The organism is Pseudomonas sp. TE3895 (assembly GCF_056278855.1).
On the sequence record NZ_JBWBQE010000001.1, the window covers coordinates 6,159,819 to 6,176,361 of the forward strand.

The window sequence follows — 16,543 nt, forward strand, 5'->3', positions numbered from 1 at the left end:
CCCGCGAATACGGTGGTGGCGGCAACGGTGAACGGCGGGTGGAGATTGGCCAGCAGGCCCGGCCCTTTCGCGGGTAAACCCGCGCCTACAGGCCCCACAACGGCCGCAATGGTCTTACCAGTAGTTCTCGACTGCCACCTGCCCGGGCCGCTTGCTCAGGCTCAATTGCAGATCGCGCGCCTTGAGGACCTTGCGGGTTTCGTCGATCATTTCCGGGTTGCCGCACAGCATCACACGAGAATGCTCCGGCGACAGTTCAAGCCCTGCCGCCCTCTCCAGCTCGCCATTCTCGATCAACGTCGTAATCCGCTGATTCAACGCCCCAGGGTGTTGTTCACGGGTCACCACGGGAATGAACTGCAACTTGCCCGCGTACTCGGCCAGGTAATCGCGCTGTTCCAGCCCGGCAATTTCATCCACATAGGCCAGCTCCTTCGCTTCGCGCACTGAATACACCAGCTTGATGCTGTCGAAGCGCTCCCAGGCCTCAAAGTCCTGGAGGATAGACATGAATGGCGCAATGCCGGTACCGGTAGCCAGCAGCCACAGGTCACGACCACCGACGAAGCGGTCGAGGGTGAGGAAACCGAACGCCTGGCGGTCGATCAGCAACGTATCGCCTGCACCCAAACGGCTCAGCTCACTGGTGAACTCACCACCTGGCACCACGATGGAAAAGAAATCCAGGTGCTCGTCATGGGGGGCGCTGACCATGGAATAGGCGCGCCACACCACACTACCATCGGCCTTGGTCACACCTAGCCGGGCGAATTGGCCGGAACGGAAGCGGAACCCCGCATCGCGCGTAACCCGCAGGCTGAAGAGGTTCGGCGTCAGTGGCTGAACGTCAAGCAGTGTCTGGCGAGTGAACTTTTCGGCGCTAGCGGTCATATCGGGCTCCAGGGTTGGCGTGTGCACAGTGTCGCCTAAAGTGGCCAGGATAAAAACCACCGCTTTGTAGGGCCTCATCAAGGGTGATCGTGCCGAACTCGCAGAAAATCCTGTTCGCTATAACAAAAAAATCCCAACAGGATGGTAGGTCTTTTCCTACAATCATCCGGGTACTCAAACGGATTGGATCCTGTGCACCCGAAGGAGTGTTTCAGATGCTTCACTGGAAACCCGAGTATCTTCATGCGTTCGTCAGCGAACGCAGCCCGCAGAAGCTATTCGACATTGCAGTCCATCTGGCTCAGGACCTGGACATGGATTACCTTGGGCTGAACATCCGCATTCAGATCGCTACGCAAACGCCAAGGCTGTACCTCTACAGCAACTACCCAAGTGAGTGGATCGAGCGCTACCAGCGCGACGACTTCTACAAGCTGGACCCGGCAGCGAACCTGAGTCACAGCTCGACGATGCCGGTGCTGTGGACCGATGACCTGTACAAGGAAGCCCCGCAATTTCGCGAAACGGCCTGCCTGCATGGCTTGCGCCACGGCTGGACACAGTCGCTTCACGATCAGCAGCACAACGAGAGCCAGATCAGTGTCGCTCGGCCAAACGGCCACATCGATATGCTCGAACTGTACGACAAAGCCGGCAGTGTGCAGTGGCTGTGCCACACCCTTCACGCGGTACTGGGCGAGCACCACCTGAACGCGCTATGCCCACCCCAGCCGAAAATGAGCGAGCGTGAACTGGAAGTGCTGAAATGGTCTGCCGCCGGCAAGACCGCTGCCGATGTTGCCTCCATCCTCTCGCTGTCGCAAAGCACGGTAAATTTCCATATCCGCAGCGTGATCACCAAGACCAACGCAGCCAACAAGGCCGGAGCCATTGCCATTGCCGCCTTGCGTGGCTGGATCTGATCTTCGAACCTGCGACCTCGGGCAAAGCCCTGTAGAATCGCCCGGCAAAGCCCGGAGCGAACCGCAACGGGCAGTTTCGTACCCGAGCCAGACGCCATGCCCCTGTTGACCACCCCCTACGCCGAACTCGACCTGATCCGCCAGCCGGAGCAGGCCAACGACCCGTTGCAGGCCTTCGATGCCGCCGACGAGTACCTGCTTGCGCAGCTACACGATCAGGCACCCGACGCCAATTGCCGGGTACTGGTGCTCAATGACAGCTTCGGTGCACTGGCCGCAAGCCTTGCGGGCCAGCTGCAGGTGGTCAGCAGCGGTGACTCGCACCTGGGGCACCTGGCCCTGGAAAAGAACCTGGCGCGCAATGGCCTGCCGTTCGACAGTGTGCCGTTCGTACCGGCCAGCGAACACTGGCAAGGCCCGTTCGACCGGGTGCTGGTGCGTGTGCCCAAGACCTTGGCCCTGCTCGAAGAACAACTGATCCGCCTGCAAGGCCAGTTGGCACCCGGTGCGCAGGTGATTGCAGGGGCGATGATCAAGCACCTGCCGCGGGCGGCCGGCGACCTGATGGAGAAGTACATCGGCCCCGTACAGGCTTCGCTGGCACTGAAAAAGGCCCGTTTGCTGACAGCAACGGTTGCCGAGCGGCCGCTCGCCAAGTCCCCCTACCCCAGCTGCTACCGCCTCGACGCGCCGGCACTTGACTTGGTCAACCACGCCAACGTGTTCTGCCGTGAAGGCCTGGATATCGGGACGCGGGCGTTCCTCCCGCATCTACCACGCAACCTCGGCCGTGCGCGGGTGGCAGACCTGGGCTGCGGCAACGGCGTGCTCGCGATCGCCAGCGCCCTGGCCAACCCGGAGGCCGAGTACACCCTGGTCGACGAGTCGTACATGGCAGTGCAATCGGCGCAGGAGAACTGGCTGGCAGCGTTGGGCGAGCGCCCGGCGACCTTCCTCGCGGCCGATGGCCTGGCCGGGCTGGAGAAACAGTCGCTGGACGTGGTGCTGTGCAACCCGCCGTTCCACCAACAGCAGGTAGTAGGCGATTTCCTCGCCTGGCGCATGTTCCAGCAGGCGCGTGAAGCGCTGGTGGTAGGTGGGGCGCTGTACATCGTGGGTAACCGGCACCTGGGCTATCACAGCAAGCTGGCGCGGTTGTTCCGGGGGGTGGAGCAGGTGGCGGCAACGCCCAAGTTCGTCATTCTGAAAGCCCGCAAGTAGGCGCGCCACCGTCCCCGTAGGCGCGGGCTTGCCCGCGAACACCGGCAACGCCGGTGCCATCTAGCGCGTTGCCTGCTTCGCGGGCAAGCCCGCTGCCGCTCTTTATCAGTGTGTGGTCAGGCCCGCCGCCCCCATGAACAGCCGCATCACCCAGGCCGCCACACCCAGCGCTGCGACGCTCATCGCCCAGATCAGCAACAGCCAACCCAGTCGCTGCCACAACGGTTTCTTGTCTTCCAAACCATGCTTGCCAGCCATCATGCGGCCCTCCTAGTGGTAGCCGTCTTCGTGGGTCACCTTGCCGCGGAACACGTAGTAGCTCCAGAAGGTATACATGAGGATAAACGGCAGGATGAACAGGGTACCCACCAGCATGAAGCCCTGGCTTTGCGGTGGCGCTGCGGCATCCCAGATCGAAATCGACGGCGGGATGATGTTAGGCCACAGGCTGATTCCCAAACCGCTGTAGCCAAGGAAGATCAGTACCAGCGTGAGCAGGAACGGCGTGTAGTGCGCGTTGCGTGCCACCGCTTTGAGCAACCCGTAGAAGGTCACCAGCACCAGTAGCGGTACCGGCATGAACCAGATCAGGTTGGGCATGCTGAACCAGCGGTCGGCAATCTGCGGGTAGGCGATGGGCGTCCACAGGCTGACGATACCGATCACCACCAGCAGCACCAGCGCCAGCGGCCGGGCCATATCGTGCATCTTCTGCTGCAACGGCCCTTCGGTCTTCATGATCAGCCAGGTGCAACCCAGCAAGGTGTAGGCCACGATCAACCCCAGCCCGCAGAACAGGCTGAATGGTGTCAGCCAGTCCAGGGTGCCACCGGCAAAATGCCGGTCGACCACCTTGAACCCCTCCAGGAACGCGCCCAGCGCCACACCCTGGAAGAAGGTGGCGATCAGCGAACCCCAGATAAAAGCCTTGTCCCAGATGTGCCGCTTGTCGGCCTTGGCCTTGAAGCGGAACTCGAAGGCCACGCCTCGGAAAATCAGGCCGATCAGCATCAGGATCAGGGGCAGGTACAGGGCCTCGAGGACCACGGCATACGCCATCGGGAAGGCACCGAACAGTCCGGCACCGCCCAAGATCAACCAGGTTTCGTTGCCGTCCCATACCGGCGCGACAGTGTTCATCATGACATCACGGTCCTGCTCGCCCTTGACGAAGGGGAAGAGCATGCCGATCCCCAGGTCGAATCCGTCCATCACCACGTACATCATGACGCCGAAGATGATGATCACGGCCCAGATCAGTGGAAGGTCGATACCCATGGTTCAGTTCCCCTCGTTCAGGCTGGCAGAGGTGGCCTCGCGGCCATCATCGGCGGCGGACAAAGGCCGTGCCGGCGTGCGTTTCTGGCCTGGGCCTCCCGGTGTGTGCTCGTCACCCTCGCCGGTCTGCGGCCCTTTGCGTACCAGGCGCATCATGTAGCCAAGGCCGGTGCCAAACAGGGCGAAGTACACCACCACGAACGCCACAAGGGTGAAGCCGAGCTGGGCGTAGCTGTGGTTGGAAACACCGTCCGCCGTGCGCATCAGGCCGTACACCACCCAGGGCTGGCGGCCAATTTCGGTGGTGAACCAGCCGGCCAGCAGCGCGACCAGCCCGGATGGGCCCATCCACAGGGCCACATGCAGGAACGGGCGTGAACTGTACAGCGTGCCGCGTTTGCGCAACCACAGGCTCCACAGGCCAACGAAGATCATCAGGAAACCAAGCCCGACCATGATCCGGAACGACCAGAACACAATGGTCGAATTAGGCCGGTCCTCGGGCGGGAACTCCTTCATCGCCGGCACCTGCTTGTCCAGGCTGTGAGTCAGGATCAGGCTGCCGAGCGCCGGGATCTCGATCTTGAACCGGGTAGTCTCGGCCTCCATGTCGGGAATGCCGAACAGGATCAGCGGCGTCGGCTCACCGGGCACGTTCTCCCAGTGGCCTTCGATCGCGGCAATTTTCACCGGCTGGTGCTTGAGGGTATTGAGGCCGTGGAAATCGCCGATCACTGCCTGAATCGGGGCGACGATCAGTGCCATCCACATGGCCATCGACAGCATCTTGCGCACGGCCGGGTTGTCACGCCCGCGCAGCAGGTGCCAGGCCGCCGAGGCACCGACGAAGAACGCGGTGGACACGAACGCGGCAGTGGCCATGTGCATCAGGCGGTAGGGGAAGGAGGGGTTGAACACCACCGCAAACCAGTCCACCGGCACCACCCGACCATCGATGATCTCGTGACCTTGCGGGGTTTGCATCCAGCTGTTCGAGGCGAGAATCCAGAAGGTCGAGACCAGCGTACCGAGCGCTACCATCACCGTGGAGAAGAAGTGCAGACCACGGCCGACGCGGTTCCAGCCAAACAGCATGACGCCCAGGAAGCCGGCTTCGAGGAAGAACGCAGTCAGTACTTCGTAGGTGAGCAGCGGGCCGGTGACGGCGCCGGCAAAGTCGGAGAAGCGGCTCCAGTTGGTGCCGAACTGGTAGGCCATGACCAGGCCGGAGACGACGCCCATGCCGAAGTTGACGGCGAAGATCTTCGACCAGAAGTGATAGAGGTCACGGTAGACCTGGTTGTGGGTCCGCAGCCATAGGCCTTCGAGGACTGCCAGGTAGCTGGCCAGGCCAATGGTGATGGCCGACACGGTAAAGGCAAACTGCATTCGGGCGAGCTCTAAGGCCAATGGTGATGGCCGGGAACAGGATGTGGAACGACACGGTAAAGGCAAACTGCATTCGGGCGAGCTCTAAGGCTTCTATTCCGAACATGGTGCTTCCTCTTCAGATAATCCGGCGGCCGGGCTTGTGGCCCCGTCGCCCACTGCCCCCACTGGGTCGAGTACGGCGTGTTTGAATTGTTCTGTTCGATCGCAGGGATTCCGGCCAGACGGCCATTTCATTGATCTGGAACGATTGACCCAGATCAATTAATGCTAGGAAGCATAGTCCCGAATGGCCCGGTGGGCCGTGTGGTGGATTGCCGCGTGACCTGTTGCCTCACCCTCTTTAATTAACAGTGGAAAAGTGCCGACCCGAGCAAACAGTAACCGTTTGTTACAAACAGGTGATACGCTGCGCACCCCCTCTACTGCGCCGAGGCCCCTGGTTTCCGATGTCCGATTCCGCACCGCAGTTGTTGCGTCACCATCGTCCTTTTCTGGCCTTCTGGCTGGCCCGCGTGTTCACCGCCAGCGGCTTCCAGATGCTCACCGTGGCCATCGGCTGGCACCTCTACCAATTGACCGGCAACGTACTGGACCTGGGCCTGGTCGGCCTGGTCGAGTTCGCCCCACGGGTGCTGTTCATGCTGCACACCGGCCATGTCGCCGACCGCTATGACAGGCGCAAGGTCGCCGCCCTGTGCCAGAGCCTTCAGGGGCTGATTGCCCTGGCGCTGGCGGTGGGCAGTGCCACCGACAACGTCACCCGCGAACTGATCTTTGCCCTGGCCTTCCTGCTCGGCGCCAGCCGCTCATTCGAAATGCCGGCAACCCAGGCGTTGTTGCCCAATGTGGTACCGGCCGGGCTGTTCCCGCGGGCAGTGGCGGCGTCGGCCTCGGCCACCCAGTCGGCAACCATCGTGGCGCCGGCGGTGGGCGGTTTCCTGTATGCCTTTGGCAGCATGTGGGTGTACGGCCCGACGGTGGCCTTGTACGCCATTGCCTGCGTGCTGACCCTGAGCCTGCAGGCGCGCGGCCAGGTCGCACAGCGCGGGCGCGCCAGCATCGAATCGTTGCTGGCCGGCATCCGCTTCATTCGCAGCCGGCCCGACATCCTCGGCGCCATCTCGCTGGACCTGTTCGCCGTATTGTTGGGCGGAGCCACCGCGTTGCTGCCGGTATTTGCCAAAGACATCCTGCTGACCGGGCCGATGGGCCTTGGCCTGTTGCGCTCGGCGCCAGCGGTGGGGGCGTTGCTGATGTCGCTCTGGCTGGCGCGCTTCCCGTTCCAGCGCAACGTCGGGCGGACGATGTTCACTGCGGTCGGGATGTTCGGCGTGGCGACCATCGCCTTCGGCCTGTCGACCTCGTTCTGGTTCTCGCTGGCGGTACTGGTGGTACTGGGTGCGGCAGACATGATCAGCATGGTCATTCGCAGTTCGTTCGTGCAGCTGGAGACACCGGATGAAATGCGTGGGCGGGTCAGCGCAGTGAACGGCTTGTTCATCGGTGCCTCGAACCAGCTCGGTGAGTTCGAATCGGGGGTGACCGCGCACTGGTTTGGTACAGTGCCGGCGGTAGTGCTGGGCGGGGTGGGCACCTTGGTGGTGACCGGGGTGTGGATAAAACTGTTCCCTACCCTGGCCAAGCGGGATCGGTTGCATAACGGGTGATGCGTCACCCGTGCCGGCCTGTTCGCGGGCAAGCCCGCGCCTGCAGGGGACGTTACCCGCGCAGGACCAGAAAAACCCATTCCCCAACGGCCATAGGCCCCCGCCATGCATGCTGGTATCATGCGCGGCTTTTTTCCTCCCCACACAAAACCACAGCATCCGGTACGGTCTGTGCTTTGCTGATGGGGTCGATACATTCATGGCGCCGGGGGCGCCTTGGGGAGCGGGCATGCTGGAAAGGCTGTTTCAACTAAGAGCACACAACACCAACGTGCGCACCGAGATTCTCGCGGGCGTCACCACCTTCCTGGCCATGGCCTACATCCTGTTCGTCAACCCGAGCATCCTCGGCGAGACCGGCATGGACAAGGGCGCGATCTTCGTCGCCACCTGCCTGGCAGCAGCCATCGGCTCCGCCACCATGGGCCTGATTGCCAACTACCCGATCGCCCTGGCACCGGGCATGGGCCTGAACGCGTTCTTCACCTACACCGTAGTGCTGCACATGGGCCACACCTGGCAGGTGGCACTGGGTGCCGTGTTCCTGTCGGCGGTGATGTTCTTCCTGCTGTCGATCTTCCGCATCCGCGAGTGGATCGTGAACAGCATCCCGCTGCCGCTGCGTTCGGCGATTGCCGCCGGCATTGGCCTGTTCCTGGCATTGATCGCCCTGCATAACGCCGGCATCGTCGTCGATAACCCAGCCACTTTGGTGGGCATGGGCGACCTCAAGCAGCCTTCGGTGATTCTCGCCACACTGGGCTTCTTCCTGATCGTCGGCCTTGAGTCGCTGAAAGTGCGCGGCGCGGTGCTGATCGGCATCCTGGCCGTCACCGTCGCGTCGATCGCCATGGGCGTCACGCCGTTCGGCGGGATCGTGTCGATGCCACCTTCATTGGCACCCACCTTCCTGCAGCTGGACATCGCCGGTGCCCTCGACGTGGGCCTGATCAGCGTGATCTTCGCGTTCCTGTTCGTCGACCTGTTCGACAACTCCGGTACCCTGATCGCCGTGGCCAAGCGCGCCGGCCTGATGGGCAAGGACGGCCACATGCCGAAGATGGGCCGCGCCCTGATCGCCGACAGCACCGCCGCCATGGCCGGCTCCCTGCTGGGCACCTCGACCACCACCAGCTATATCGAGTCCGCTGCGGGCGTGAGCGCCGGTGGCCGCACCGGCCTGACGGCCATCGTGGTTGCTGTGCTGTTCCTGCTGGCGCTGTTCTTCGCCCCACTGGCCGGTAGCGTGCCCGCCTTCGCCACCGCTCCAGCGCTGCTGTTCGTCGCGGTACTGATGGCCTCGGGCCTGGCGGAAATAAACTGGGACGACGTCACCGAAGCCGCACCGGTGGTGGTAACTGCCTTGGCCATGCCGCTGACGTACTCGATCGCCAATGGCATCGCCTTCGGCTTCATCGCCTGGACCGCCGTCAAACTGATTTCCGGCCGCCGTCGCGACCTGAACCCGGCCCTGGTGATCCTTTCCATCCTGTTCGTCATCAAGCTAGGCTGGTTCAACGCATGAGTGCTGCTTTCGACCCCTCCTCCTACGCCACCCAACTGGATGCCAAAGTGGCCCGGCTGCGCGAGCTGCTGGCACCGTTCGGTGCGCCGGAACCGGCTGTTTTCGACTCGCCGCGCGAGCATTACCGCCTGCGCGCCGAGTTCCGCCTGTGGCGCGAGGATGGCCAGCGCCACTACGCCATGTTCGCCCCGGGCGAGAAGCACAAAGCAATCCTGATCGACGATTTCCCCATTGCCAGCGAACGCATCAACGCGTTGATGCCACGCCTGAAGGCAGCCTGGCAGGCCAGCGAAGAACTGGGCAACCGCCTGTTCCAGGTGGAGTTCCTCACCACCCTGGCTGGCGATGCGATGATCACGATGTGCTACCACCGCCCGCTGGACGAGGCCTGGGAAGTGGAAGCACGGCAACTGGCTGAAGCGCTGGGGGTGAGCATCATCGGCCGCTCCAAGGGCAAGCGCCTGGTTATCGGCCGCGACTACGCGGTGGAAAAACTCGATGTGGCTGGCCGCGTGTTCAGTTACCGCCAGCCGGAGGGTGCGTTCACCCAGCCCAACGGCGCAGTGAACCAGAAGATGCTCAGCTGGGCCTTCGAGGCCATGGGCGAGCGTGAGGATGACCTGCTGGAGCTGTATTGCGGCAACGGTAACTTCACCCTGCCGCTGGCCACGCGCGTACGCCAGGTGCTGGCCACCGAAATCAGCAAGACATCGGTCAATGCCGCACTGAGCAACCTCGACGAGAACGCTGTGGATAACGTGCGGCTGGTACGTTTGTCGGCAGAGGAGCTGACCCAGGCACTGAATGAGGTGCGGCCGTTCCGGCGCCTGGAAGGCATCGACCTGAAGAGTTATCAGTTCGGTACCGTGTTCGTCGACCCACCGCGTGCGGGGATGGACCCGGATACCTGCGAGCTGACCCGGCGTTTCGAGCGCATCCTGTACATCTCGTGCAACCCGGAAACGCTGGCAGCGAACATTGCCCAGTTGCAGGACACCCACCGCATCGAGCGCTGTGCATTGTTTGACCAGTTCCCGTATACCCACCATATGGAGAGTGGGGTTCTGCTGGTTCGGCGCTGATCGTTGTATTGCCGGGGCTGCTTTGCAGCCCATTCGCGGGCAAGCCCGCTCCTACATTGATCGGCGTACAGCCCGTTGCTCGGCGTTCAGCCCATTGCTCGGCGTAAGCAGATCGTTGTAGGAGCGGGCTTGCCCGCGAATGGGCCGCAGAGCGGCCCCAAGCGTCACCTCAGAAGTCGAAGAAAACGGTCTCCCCTTCCCCCTGAATACGGATATCAAAGCGGTACGCCGTCTTCCCATCCACTTCGCAACGCTTGGCAATCAAGGTTTCACGCCGCTGCGGCTGCTCGATCAGGTTGAGCACCGGGCACTTGGCATTGGCCTGGGCCTCATCATCGAAATACAGGCGCGTGTGCAGGTGGATGTTGATGCCACGGGCAAACAGGCTGATGTTGATGTGCGGCGCCATCGGCACGCCCGCAGCGTTGTTCACCACACCCGGCTTGACCGTGTGCAGCGTCCACTCACCGGCATCGAAGGTCGTGGCGGTGCGGCCGAAGCTGTTGAAGGCGTTTTCCAGGTTGTAGGCATCCTGGTACTCGCCGTTGGCGTCGGCCTGCCACACTTCCAGGAACGAGTCGCGCACCAGGTGGCCATTACCGTCATACACCTGGCCGAGCAGCAGAATGTGCTCGCCTGGCGCGTCTGGCTTGGCCAGGCGGTTCCAGATTTCCTGATCGCGGGTCGGGTTGCCGGCCGCTTCCAGGGCCAGGCCGATGTGCACGTAGGGGCCGGCAGTCTGCGAAGGGGTTTCCGGCAGCAGTTCGATTGGCATGGCGGGGTCCTCAGCAGTTTTCGAAGTGGGTCTTGCGCTGGCCGCGCAGCACGATGTCGAAGCGGTAGGCCAGGCAGTCCATCGGGTTGGCGTTGCTCATGTCGAGCTTGGCGATCAACTGCTGCACGGCTTGCGGGTTGGCGATCGACTTGACGATCGGGCACATCGGAATCAGCGGGTCACCTTCGAAGTACAGCTGGGTGATCAACTTGGTGGCGATCGATGGGCCGCTGATGGCGAAGTGGATATGCGCCGGGCGCCAGTCGTTCGGGCCGTTGCGCCATGGGTACGGGCCCGGCTTGATGGTGCGGAAGCTGTAGTAGCCGTCACGGTCGGTCAGGCACCGGCCAACACCACCGAAGTTCGGGTCCAGCGGCGCCAGGTAGCGGTCGTTCTTGTGGCGATAGCGGCCGCCGGCGTTGGCTTGCCACATCTCCACCAAGGTGTTCGGCACAGGCTTGCCGTACTGGTCGACGACACGGCCGGCAACGATGATGCGCTCGCCGATTGGCAGGCCACCGTTATTGAAGTTCAGCAGCAGGTCATGGTCATGGGCGCCGAAGCCCAGGTGGGAAAAATCCGGACCAGTGGTTTCGCTGATCGACTGCGGAATACTGACCAGTGCCTGGCGCGGCGAGCGGGCAATGGACGTCTTGTAGTCAGGCGTAAGGGCTTTGGGGTGCCAGTTGCGATCACGGATCACGAAGCGGCTGTTGTCCTGGGCGGGCATGCCGGTTTCCTCTCTTGGAATTATGAGAACGCCTGAGTGTGGCAGGCGGACTTACAGTTTCCGGCAGGTCGCGGGCGATGAACATTGAAATCGACCCCTTGATACATAACCAAATGGTTATGGATAAACACCTCGGCCTGACAGGTTCCACCTTCGTGAACTAATCTTTGTCTTCTTGTTTCACGCTCGGAGAGCATTCATGGAATGGCGAAAAGGCCGACGCAGCGACAACGTGGTCGATGCCCGAGGCGAAGGTGGCGGCGGCGGCATGCGTTTCGGCGGCGGCAAGGGGCTGGGGCTTGGGGCAATCCTGCTGATCGTCGGCATCGGCTGGCTCACCGGGCAGGACCCGTTGCAGATTCTTGGCCAGCTTGCCGGGCAGATGGAGCAGCAACAACAGCAGACGGCGCCCAGTGGTGCGGGCGGCAAGGCGCCACCGGCCAACGACCAGCAAGCCGAGTTCGTCGCCTCGGTTCTGGGTGACACCGAAGACACCTGGAAAGCCCTGTTCGCCGAGGCCGGCAAACAATACCGTGACCCCAAACTGGTCCTGTTCAGCGGCCAGGTCAATTCGGCCTGCGGATTTGCCTCGGCAGCGGTTGGGCCGTTCTATTGCCCGGCGGACCAGCGGGTGTACCTGGACATGTCGTTCTTCCGTGAAATGGAAACCCGCTTCGCTGCAGCTGGCGACTTCGCCCAGGCCTACGTGATCGCCCATGAAATCGGTCACCATGTGCAGACACTGCTGGGCGTTTCGGCCAAGGTCGACGCCGCACGACGCGCCGGCCAGCGCATGGAGGGCGACAACGGCCTGTTGGTGCGCCAGGAGTTGCAGGCCGACTGTCTGGCCGGGGTATGGGCATACCAGGCGCAGAAACGCCTGAACTGGCTGGAGCCAGGCGATGTCGAGGAAGCGCTGAATGCGGCCAATGCCATTGGCGACGACCGCCTGCAGCAGCAAAGCCGCGGGCGCGTAGTGCCAGACTCGTTCACCCACGGTACCTCGGCGCAGCGGGTGCGCTGGTTCAAGGCCGGGTTTGCCGAAGGTGAAGTGAACCGCTGCGACACCTTCAGTGCACGCACCCTCTGATACCCGGTGCAACAGGGACCGAGTGAGACCGCTTGCTGACATTTTGCTGAAAAAGCGTTTCAGCTTCCCCAATCATGGCCGATAACCCCTGCACGAATCAGCGGGCATCCAGAACAAAAACGCCTGGCGATCGAAGATCAAGAGAGCGAAATCAACTTCTGGAGAGCGTGCATGAACAGCTGGTTCGCCAACATCAGCGTCAACCTTAAACTCGGCCTGGGCTTCGGCCTGGTGCTGGTCCTCACTGGCCTGCTGGCCCTCACCGGCTGGACCAGCCTGGGCAGCCTGATCGACCGTAGCAACTGGATGGGCGATATTGGCCAGTTGAACAAGGACCTCACCGATCTGCGCATTGCGCGCCTGCAGTACATGATCGCCAACGGCGACGATACCGCCGCCGCCAACACCCTGGCCAAGCTGGACGCATTCAGCAAGCAGCAGGCCTACCTGGCCACCACCTTCAAAAGCCCGGAGAACGTCAAGCTGCTGGGTGAGCTTGGCGATACCATCAGCGCCTACAAGCTGTCGCTGAACAAGATGCGCCAGGGCTACGACGCCACCCGCGCAGCGCGCGTTTCCATGAACAGCTCGGCCATCCGCGCCGACCAGGCCATGGATGCGCTCAGCCAGGAGGTGATGGCTCGCCCCGAGGCTGACAGTGCGCGCCTGGCCCAGTACCAGCTGATCAGCAAGGCCCGCCAGCAATTGCTGCAGGTACGCATCGATGTGCGTGGCTACATCGCCGAGAACAGCAGCGCCAACGAGCAGGCCGCCCTGCGCCAGCTGGATGCAGCACTGGCCGATATCGACAACCTCAAGCGCCAGCTGCCTAGCGAAGACGCGCGCCTGCAACAGTTCGAAAACGCAGTACTGGCCTATCGTGACGCCGTACGCCAGTTCCGCGACGCGGTTGCCAACATCACCACCTCGCGCGCCGAAATGACCGTGCAGGGTGCCGACATCGTCAAGCGCAGCGACGCGTTGTACCAGATCCAGCTAGAGCGCCGTGACATCGAGAGTACCCAGGCCCGCAGCCTGCAGGCCATCGCCACACTGCTGGCGCTGCTGGTCGGCGTGCTGGCGGCGGTGCTGATCACCCGCCAGATCACGCGCCCGTTGCAAGACACCCTGGTGGCCGTGGAAAAAATCGCCAGTGGCGACCTTACCCAGCACATGCGCGTCACCCGCCGTGACGAACTGGGCGTGCTGCAGCAAGGCATCGCGCGCATGGGCACCACCCTGCGCGAGCTGATCAGCGGCATCCGCGATGGCGTCACCCAGATTGCCAGCGCCGCCGAAGAGCTGTCGGCAGTCACCGAACAGACCAGCGCGGGCGCCAACAGCCAGAAAGTCGAGACCGACCAGGTGGCCACCGCCATGCACGAAATGGCCGCTACCGTTCAGGAAGTGGCGCGCAATGCCGAGCAGGCCTCACATGCAGCTACAGGTGCCGATGACGAAGCCCGTGCCGGCGACCGCGTGGTGGGCGAAGCGATTGGCCAGATCGAACGCCTGGCCGAAGACATGCACCGTTCCACCGAGGCCATGAACCTGCTGCAGCAGGAAAGCCAGAAAATTGGTAGCGTGATGGACGTGATCAAGTCGGTGGCCGAACAGACCAACCTGCTGGCGCTCAACGCAGCGATCGAGGCGGCGCGTGCCGGCGAGGCAGGCCGTGGCTTTGCCGTGGTTGCCGACGAAGTGCGCGGCCTGGCCCAGCGCACGCAGAAGTCTACCGAAGAAATCGAAGAGCTGATTGCCAGCCTGCAGCACGGTACCCAGCAAGTGGCGAATGCCATGCAGGGCAGCCGTACCCTGACCGACAGCAGCGTCGAACTGGCGCGAAAGGCCGGATCATCGCTGGAGAGCATTACCAGTACGGTATCGAGCATCCAGTCGATGAACCAGCAGATTGCTGCGGCGGCAGAGCAGCAGAGTGCGGTGGCTGAAGAGATCAGCCGAAGCATCCTGAATGTGCGTGATGTGTCAGAGCAAACCGCAGCAGCCAGTGACGAGACGGCAGCGTCGAGTGTGGAGCTGGCGCGGCTGGGTGGGCAGTTGCAGACACTGGTCAGCCAGTTCCGCGTCTGACCTTTGCGGCCCTTTCGCGATTCAAGGCCGCACCCCACATTGATCGACGTACGCAGGTCCTCGTGGGAGCGGCCTTGTGTCGCGATAGGAGGGCAAAGCCCTCCCGGCGTTCTGACAGGTACTACTTGACGATCATCCCTACCCCACGCCCACGTGGGTCGGAAGCGGTCTCAAGCTTCGCCCCATCGACGCGGATCGCCTGGATGTCGCCCATCTCCCAGCCCTGGTCCTCCAGCACATAGCCCATCTTCTTCAGCTCATCAGCTACCGGCCCGGTCAGTGGCGCATAGCTGTCGAAGTAAATGGTGTCCTTGGGCAGCAACTGATGGTGCACGCGCTGCGCCGCCACCGCCTTGTCCAGCGGCATGCCGTAGTCGTACAGGTTGTTCATCACCTGGAAGATCGAGGTAAAGATCCGTGAACCACCCGGGGTACCGATTACCAGCTCGACCTTGCCATCGCGGGTCATCAGGCTGGGGCTCATCGACGACAGCATGCGCTTGCCTGGTTCGATCGCGTTGGCATCACCGCCGACCACGCCAAAGGCGTTCGCCGCCCCCGGTTTGGCGCTGAAATCATCCATCTCGTCGTTGAGCAGGAAACCAGCGCCCTTCACCACCACACCACTGCCATAGTCGAGGTTGAGGGTGTAGGTATTGCTGACCGCGTTGCCCTGCTTGTCGACGATCGAGAAATGCGTGGTCTGGTGCGGCTCAAGGCCCGGCTTGACCTTGTCGGTGTCGGAAATGGCCTTCGGGTTGACTTGGGCTGCGCGCTTGGCCAGGTAATCCTTGGCCACCAATTGGTCCACCGGAACCTTGGTGAAGGCCGGGTCGCCCAGGTAATCGGCGCGGTCGGCGAACACCCGCTTCTCGATCTCGGCCAGCAGGTGGATGTACTGCGCCGAGTTATGCGCCACCCCTTTAAAGTCGGCCGCGCGGTCTTCCTTGATGCCCAGCAACTGGGCAAGCGCCACACCGCCTGAGCTCGGCGGTGGCGCGGTATACACCACATTGCCACGCCAGCTCACGGCCATCGGTTCACGCCATACCGCCTTGTAATCCTTGAGGTCATCTTTGGTAATCAGGCCTTTGTCAGCCTGCATCTGCGCCACCAGCAAATCGGCGGTCTTGCCTTGATAGAACTCGCTCACGCCCTTGGCGGCTATACGCTCCAGGGTCTGGGCCATTTCCGGCTGCTTGAACAGCTCGCCGACCTTCATGTTGCCGAAGTAATCGTTGAAGTTGGTCGCCGTCTTGAACATGCCTTGGGCATCGTTGCGGTACTGGTACTGCTTTTCCGCCACCTTGAAGCCATTTTTCGCATAGCCGATGGCCGGGGTCAGCAACTCGCTCCAGGGCAGCTTGCCGAACTTCTGGTGCGCCTCCCACAGGCCCATTACCGTACCGGGTACGCCTGCGGCGCGTGCCCCGACCAGGCTGAGGTTCTCGATGACCTCGCCCTTGTCGTCCAGATACATGTTGCGCGTGGCGGCCTTGGGCGCGACTTCGCGGTAGTCGAGGAAGTAAGGCTTGCCATCGACAAACAGGGTCATGAAGCCGCCACCGCCGATATTACCGGCCTCTGGGTAAGTCACCGCCAGGGTGAAGGCGGTCGCTACTGCCGCGTCCACCGCGTTGCCGCCCTTTTTCAGAATATCGGCGGCCACCTGTGCACCATATTGATCGGGGGCGGCCACCGCGCCGCCCTCCAGGGTGGCGGCGTAAACTGAGGAACAGCTCAGGATCGCGGCTGCGAGAGCCAGATACTGGAAAGGGACAATACGCATGACACTTCCTTGGTGTTGTTTTTGTTGAGCAGTCAGTAAGGCCGAAGCGCTTCGACTGTGCAATCAACCGTCGGAAGTTTCGCCGCCTG

Annotated in this window: 13 protein-coding genes and 1 pseudogene; 7 read left to right on the forward strand and 7 right to left on the reverse strand. The window is 62.5% G+C overall.

Features of this window, described 5'->3' with window-relative positions; genetic code table 11:
- Nucleotides 1–114 precede the first annotated feature (114 nt).
- Complete coding sequence (locus ACZ889_RS27885; protein ID WP_003251619.1) at nt 115–891, reverse strand: ferredoxin--NADP reductase; 777 nt, start codon at nt 889–891, stop codon at nt 115–117.
- Between the two features lie 215 nt (nt 892–1,106).
- On the opposite strand from ACZ889_RS27885, the gene ACZ889_RS27890 reads away from it, so the two are divergent.
- The gene (locus ACZ889_RS27890) at nt 1,107–1,814 is read left to right on the forward strand and encodes an autoinducer binding domain-containing protein (protein WP_180689256.1); all 708 of its coding nucleotides are present in this window, start codon (nt 1,107–1,109) and stop codon (nt 1,812–1,814) included.
- A gap of 96 nt (nt 1,815–1,910) precedes the next feature.
- Entirely contained in the window at nt 1,911–3,035 is a 1,125-nt protein-coding gene (locus tag ACZ889_RS27895) for a methyltransferase (RefSeq protein ID WP_010955306.1), read from the forward strand.
- 105 nt (nt 3,036–3,140) lie between these two features.
- On the opposite strand, the gene ACZ889_RS27900 is transcribed toward ACZ889_RS27895, so the two are convergent.
- From ACZ889_RS27900 to ACZ889_RS27910, 3 genes and pseudogenes are all read right to left on the reverse strand, one after another.
- Entirely contained in the window at nt 3,141–3,296 is a 156-nt protein-coding gene (locus tag ACZ889_RS27900) for a DUF2474 domain-containing protein (protein ID WP_003251614.1), read from the reverse strand.
- Between the two features lie 9 nt (nt 3,297–3,305).
- Complete coding sequence (gene cydB, locus ACZ889_RS27905) at nt 3,306–4,313, reverse strand: cytochrome d ubiquinol oxidase subunit II (RefSeq protein WP_003251612.1); 1,008 nt, start codon at nt 4,311–4,313, stop codon at nt 3,306–3,308.
- Nucleotides 4,314–4,316: 3 nt separating this feature from the next.
- Nucleotides 4,317–5,808 (reverse strand): annotated as a pseudogene (locus ACZ889_RS27910) (cytochrome ubiquinol oxidase subunit I).
- Nucleotides 5,809–6,151: 343 nt separating this feature from the next.
- Here ACZ889_RS27910 and ACZ889_RS27915 point away from each other — a divergent pair.
- The 3 genes from ACZ889_RS27915 (at nt 6,152) to trmA (ending at nt 9,979) form a co-directional block, all read left to right on the forward strand.
- On the forward strand, nt 6,152–7,372 hold the full coding sequence (locus tag ACZ889_RS27915; protein ID WP_476258005.1) for an MFS transporter: 1,221 nt from the start codon (nt 6,152–6,154) through the stop codon (nt 7,370–7,372).
- A gap of 229 nt (nt 7,373–7,601) precedes the next feature.
- Nucleotides 7,602–8,897 carry an NCS2 family permease gene (locus tag ACZ889_RS27920; RefSeq protein ID WP_003251606.1) on the forward strand — a complete coding sequence of 432 codons (1,296 nt, stop codon included), beginning with the start codon at nt 7,602–7,604 and terminating at the stop codon, nt 8,895–8,897.
- The gene (gene trmA / locus ACZ889_RS27925) at nt 8,894–9,979 is read left to right on the forward strand and encodes a tRNA (uridine(54)-C5)-methyltransferase TrmA (protein WP_476258006.1); all 1,086 of its coding nucleotides are present in this window, start codon (nt 8,894–8,896) and stop codon (nt 9,977–9,979) included. The genes ACZ889_RS27920 and trmA overlap by 4 nt, the downstream gene beginning before the upstream one ends.
- 169 nt (nt 9,980–10,148) lie before the next feature.
- Here trmA and pcaG read toward each other — a convergent pair whose 3' ends face one another.
- Nucleotides 10,149–10,754, reverse strand: a complete 606-nt coding sequence (pcaG, locus tag ACZ889_RS27930; RefSeq protein WP_003251601.1) for a protocatechuate 3,4-dioxygenase subunit alpha — start codon at nt 10,752–10,754, stop codon at nt 10,149–10,151.
- 10 nt (nt 10,755–10,764) lie between these two features.
- A complete protein-coding gene (pcaH, locus tag ACZ889_RS27935) occupies nt 10,765–11,484 on the reverse strand; it encodes a protocatechuate 3,4-dioxygenase subunit beta (protein ID WP_003251597.1) in 720 nt (239 codons plus the stop codon).
- A 199-nt stretch (nt 11,485–11,683) separates the two neighbouring features.
- On the opposite strand from pcaH, the gene ypfJ reads away from it, so the two are divergent.
- Together ypfJ and ACZ889_RS27945 are read left to right on the forward strand one after the other, a co-directional pair.
- Nucleotides 11,684–12,574 (forward strand): KPN_02809 family neutral zinc metallopeptidase, encoded by an 891-nt coding sequence (gene ypfJ, locus ACZ889_RS27940; protein ID WP_003251596.1) that lies wholly within the window; start codon nt 11,684–11,686, stop codon nt 12,572–12,574.
- Nucleotides 12,575–12,745: 171 nt separating this feature from the next.
- Nucleotides 12,746–14,665 carry a methyl-accepting chemotaxis protein gene (locus ACZ889_RS27945; RefSeq protein ID WP_003251595.1) on the forward strand — a complete coding sequence of 640 codons (1,920 nt, stop codon included), beginning with the start codon at nt 12,746–12,748 and terminating at the stop codon, nt 14,663–14,665.
- Nucleotides 14,666–14,786: 121 nt separating this feature from the next.
- Here the strand turns inward: ACZ889_RS27945 and ggt are convergent, their stop codons facing one another.
- Nucleotides 14,787–16,454 carry a gamma-glutamyltransferase gene (ggt, locus tag ACZ889_RS27950; RefSeq protein ID WP_019752545.1) on the reverse strand — a complete coding sequence of 556 codons (1,668 nt, stop codon included), beginning with the start codon at nt 16,452–16,454 and terminating at the stop codon, nt 14,787–14,789.
- Nucleotides 16,455–16,543 lie beyond the last annotated feature (89 nt).

Bases quoted from the DNA above. Each gene is read 5' to 3' on its own strand.
- ACZ889_RS27885 (WP_003251619.1), bottom strand. From the start codon at position 891: ATGACCGCTAGCGCCGAAAAGTTCACTCGCCAGACACTGCTTGACGTT.
- ACZ889_RS27890 (WP_180689256.1), top strand. From the start codon at position 1,107: ATGCTTCACTGGAAACCCGAGTATCTTCATGCGTTCGTCAGCGAACGC.
- ACZ889_RS27895 (WP_010955306.1), top strand. From the start codon at position 1,911: ATGCCCCTGTTGACCACCCCCTACGCCGAACTCGACCTGATCCGCCAG.
- ACZ889_RS27900 (WP_003251614.1), bottom strand. From the start codon at position 3,296: ATGATGGCTGGCAAGCATGGTTTGGAAGACAAGAAACCGTTGTGGCAG.
- cydB (WP_003251612.1), bottom strand. From the start codon at position 4,313: ATGGGTATCGACCTTCCACTGATCTGGGCCGTGATCATCATCTTCGGC.
- ACZ889_RS27915 (WP_476258005.1), top strand. From the start codon at position 6,152: ATGTCCGATTCCGCACCGCAGTTGTTGCGTCACCATCGTCCTTTTCTG.
- ACZ889_RS27920 (WP_003251606.1), top strand. From the start codon at position 7,602: ATGCTGGAAAGGCTGTTTCAACTAAGAGCACACAACACCAACGTGCGC.
- trmA (WP_476258006.1), top strand. From the start codon at position 8,894: ATGAGTGCTGCTTTCGACCCCTCCTCCTACGCCACCCAACTGGATGCC.
- pcaG (WP_003251601.1), bottom strand. From the start codon at position 10,754: ATGCCAATCGAACTGCTGCCGGAAACCCCTTCGCAGACTGCCGGCCCC.
- pcaH (WP_003251597.1), bottom strand. From the start codon at position 11,484: ATGCCCGCCCAGGACAACAGCCGCTTCGTGATCCGTGATCGCAACTGG.
- ypfJ (WP_003251596.1), top strand. From the start codon at position 11,684: ATGGAATGGCGAAAAGGCCGACGCAGCGACAACGTGGTCGATGCCCGA.
- ACZ889_RS27945 (WP_003251595.1), top strand. From the start codon at position 12,746: ATGAACAGCTGGTTCGCCAACATCAGCGTCAACCTTAAACTCGGCCTG.
- ggt (WP_019752545.1), bottom strand. From the start codon at position 16,454: ATGCGTATTGTCCCTTTCCAGTATCTGGCTCTCGCAGCCGCGATCCTG.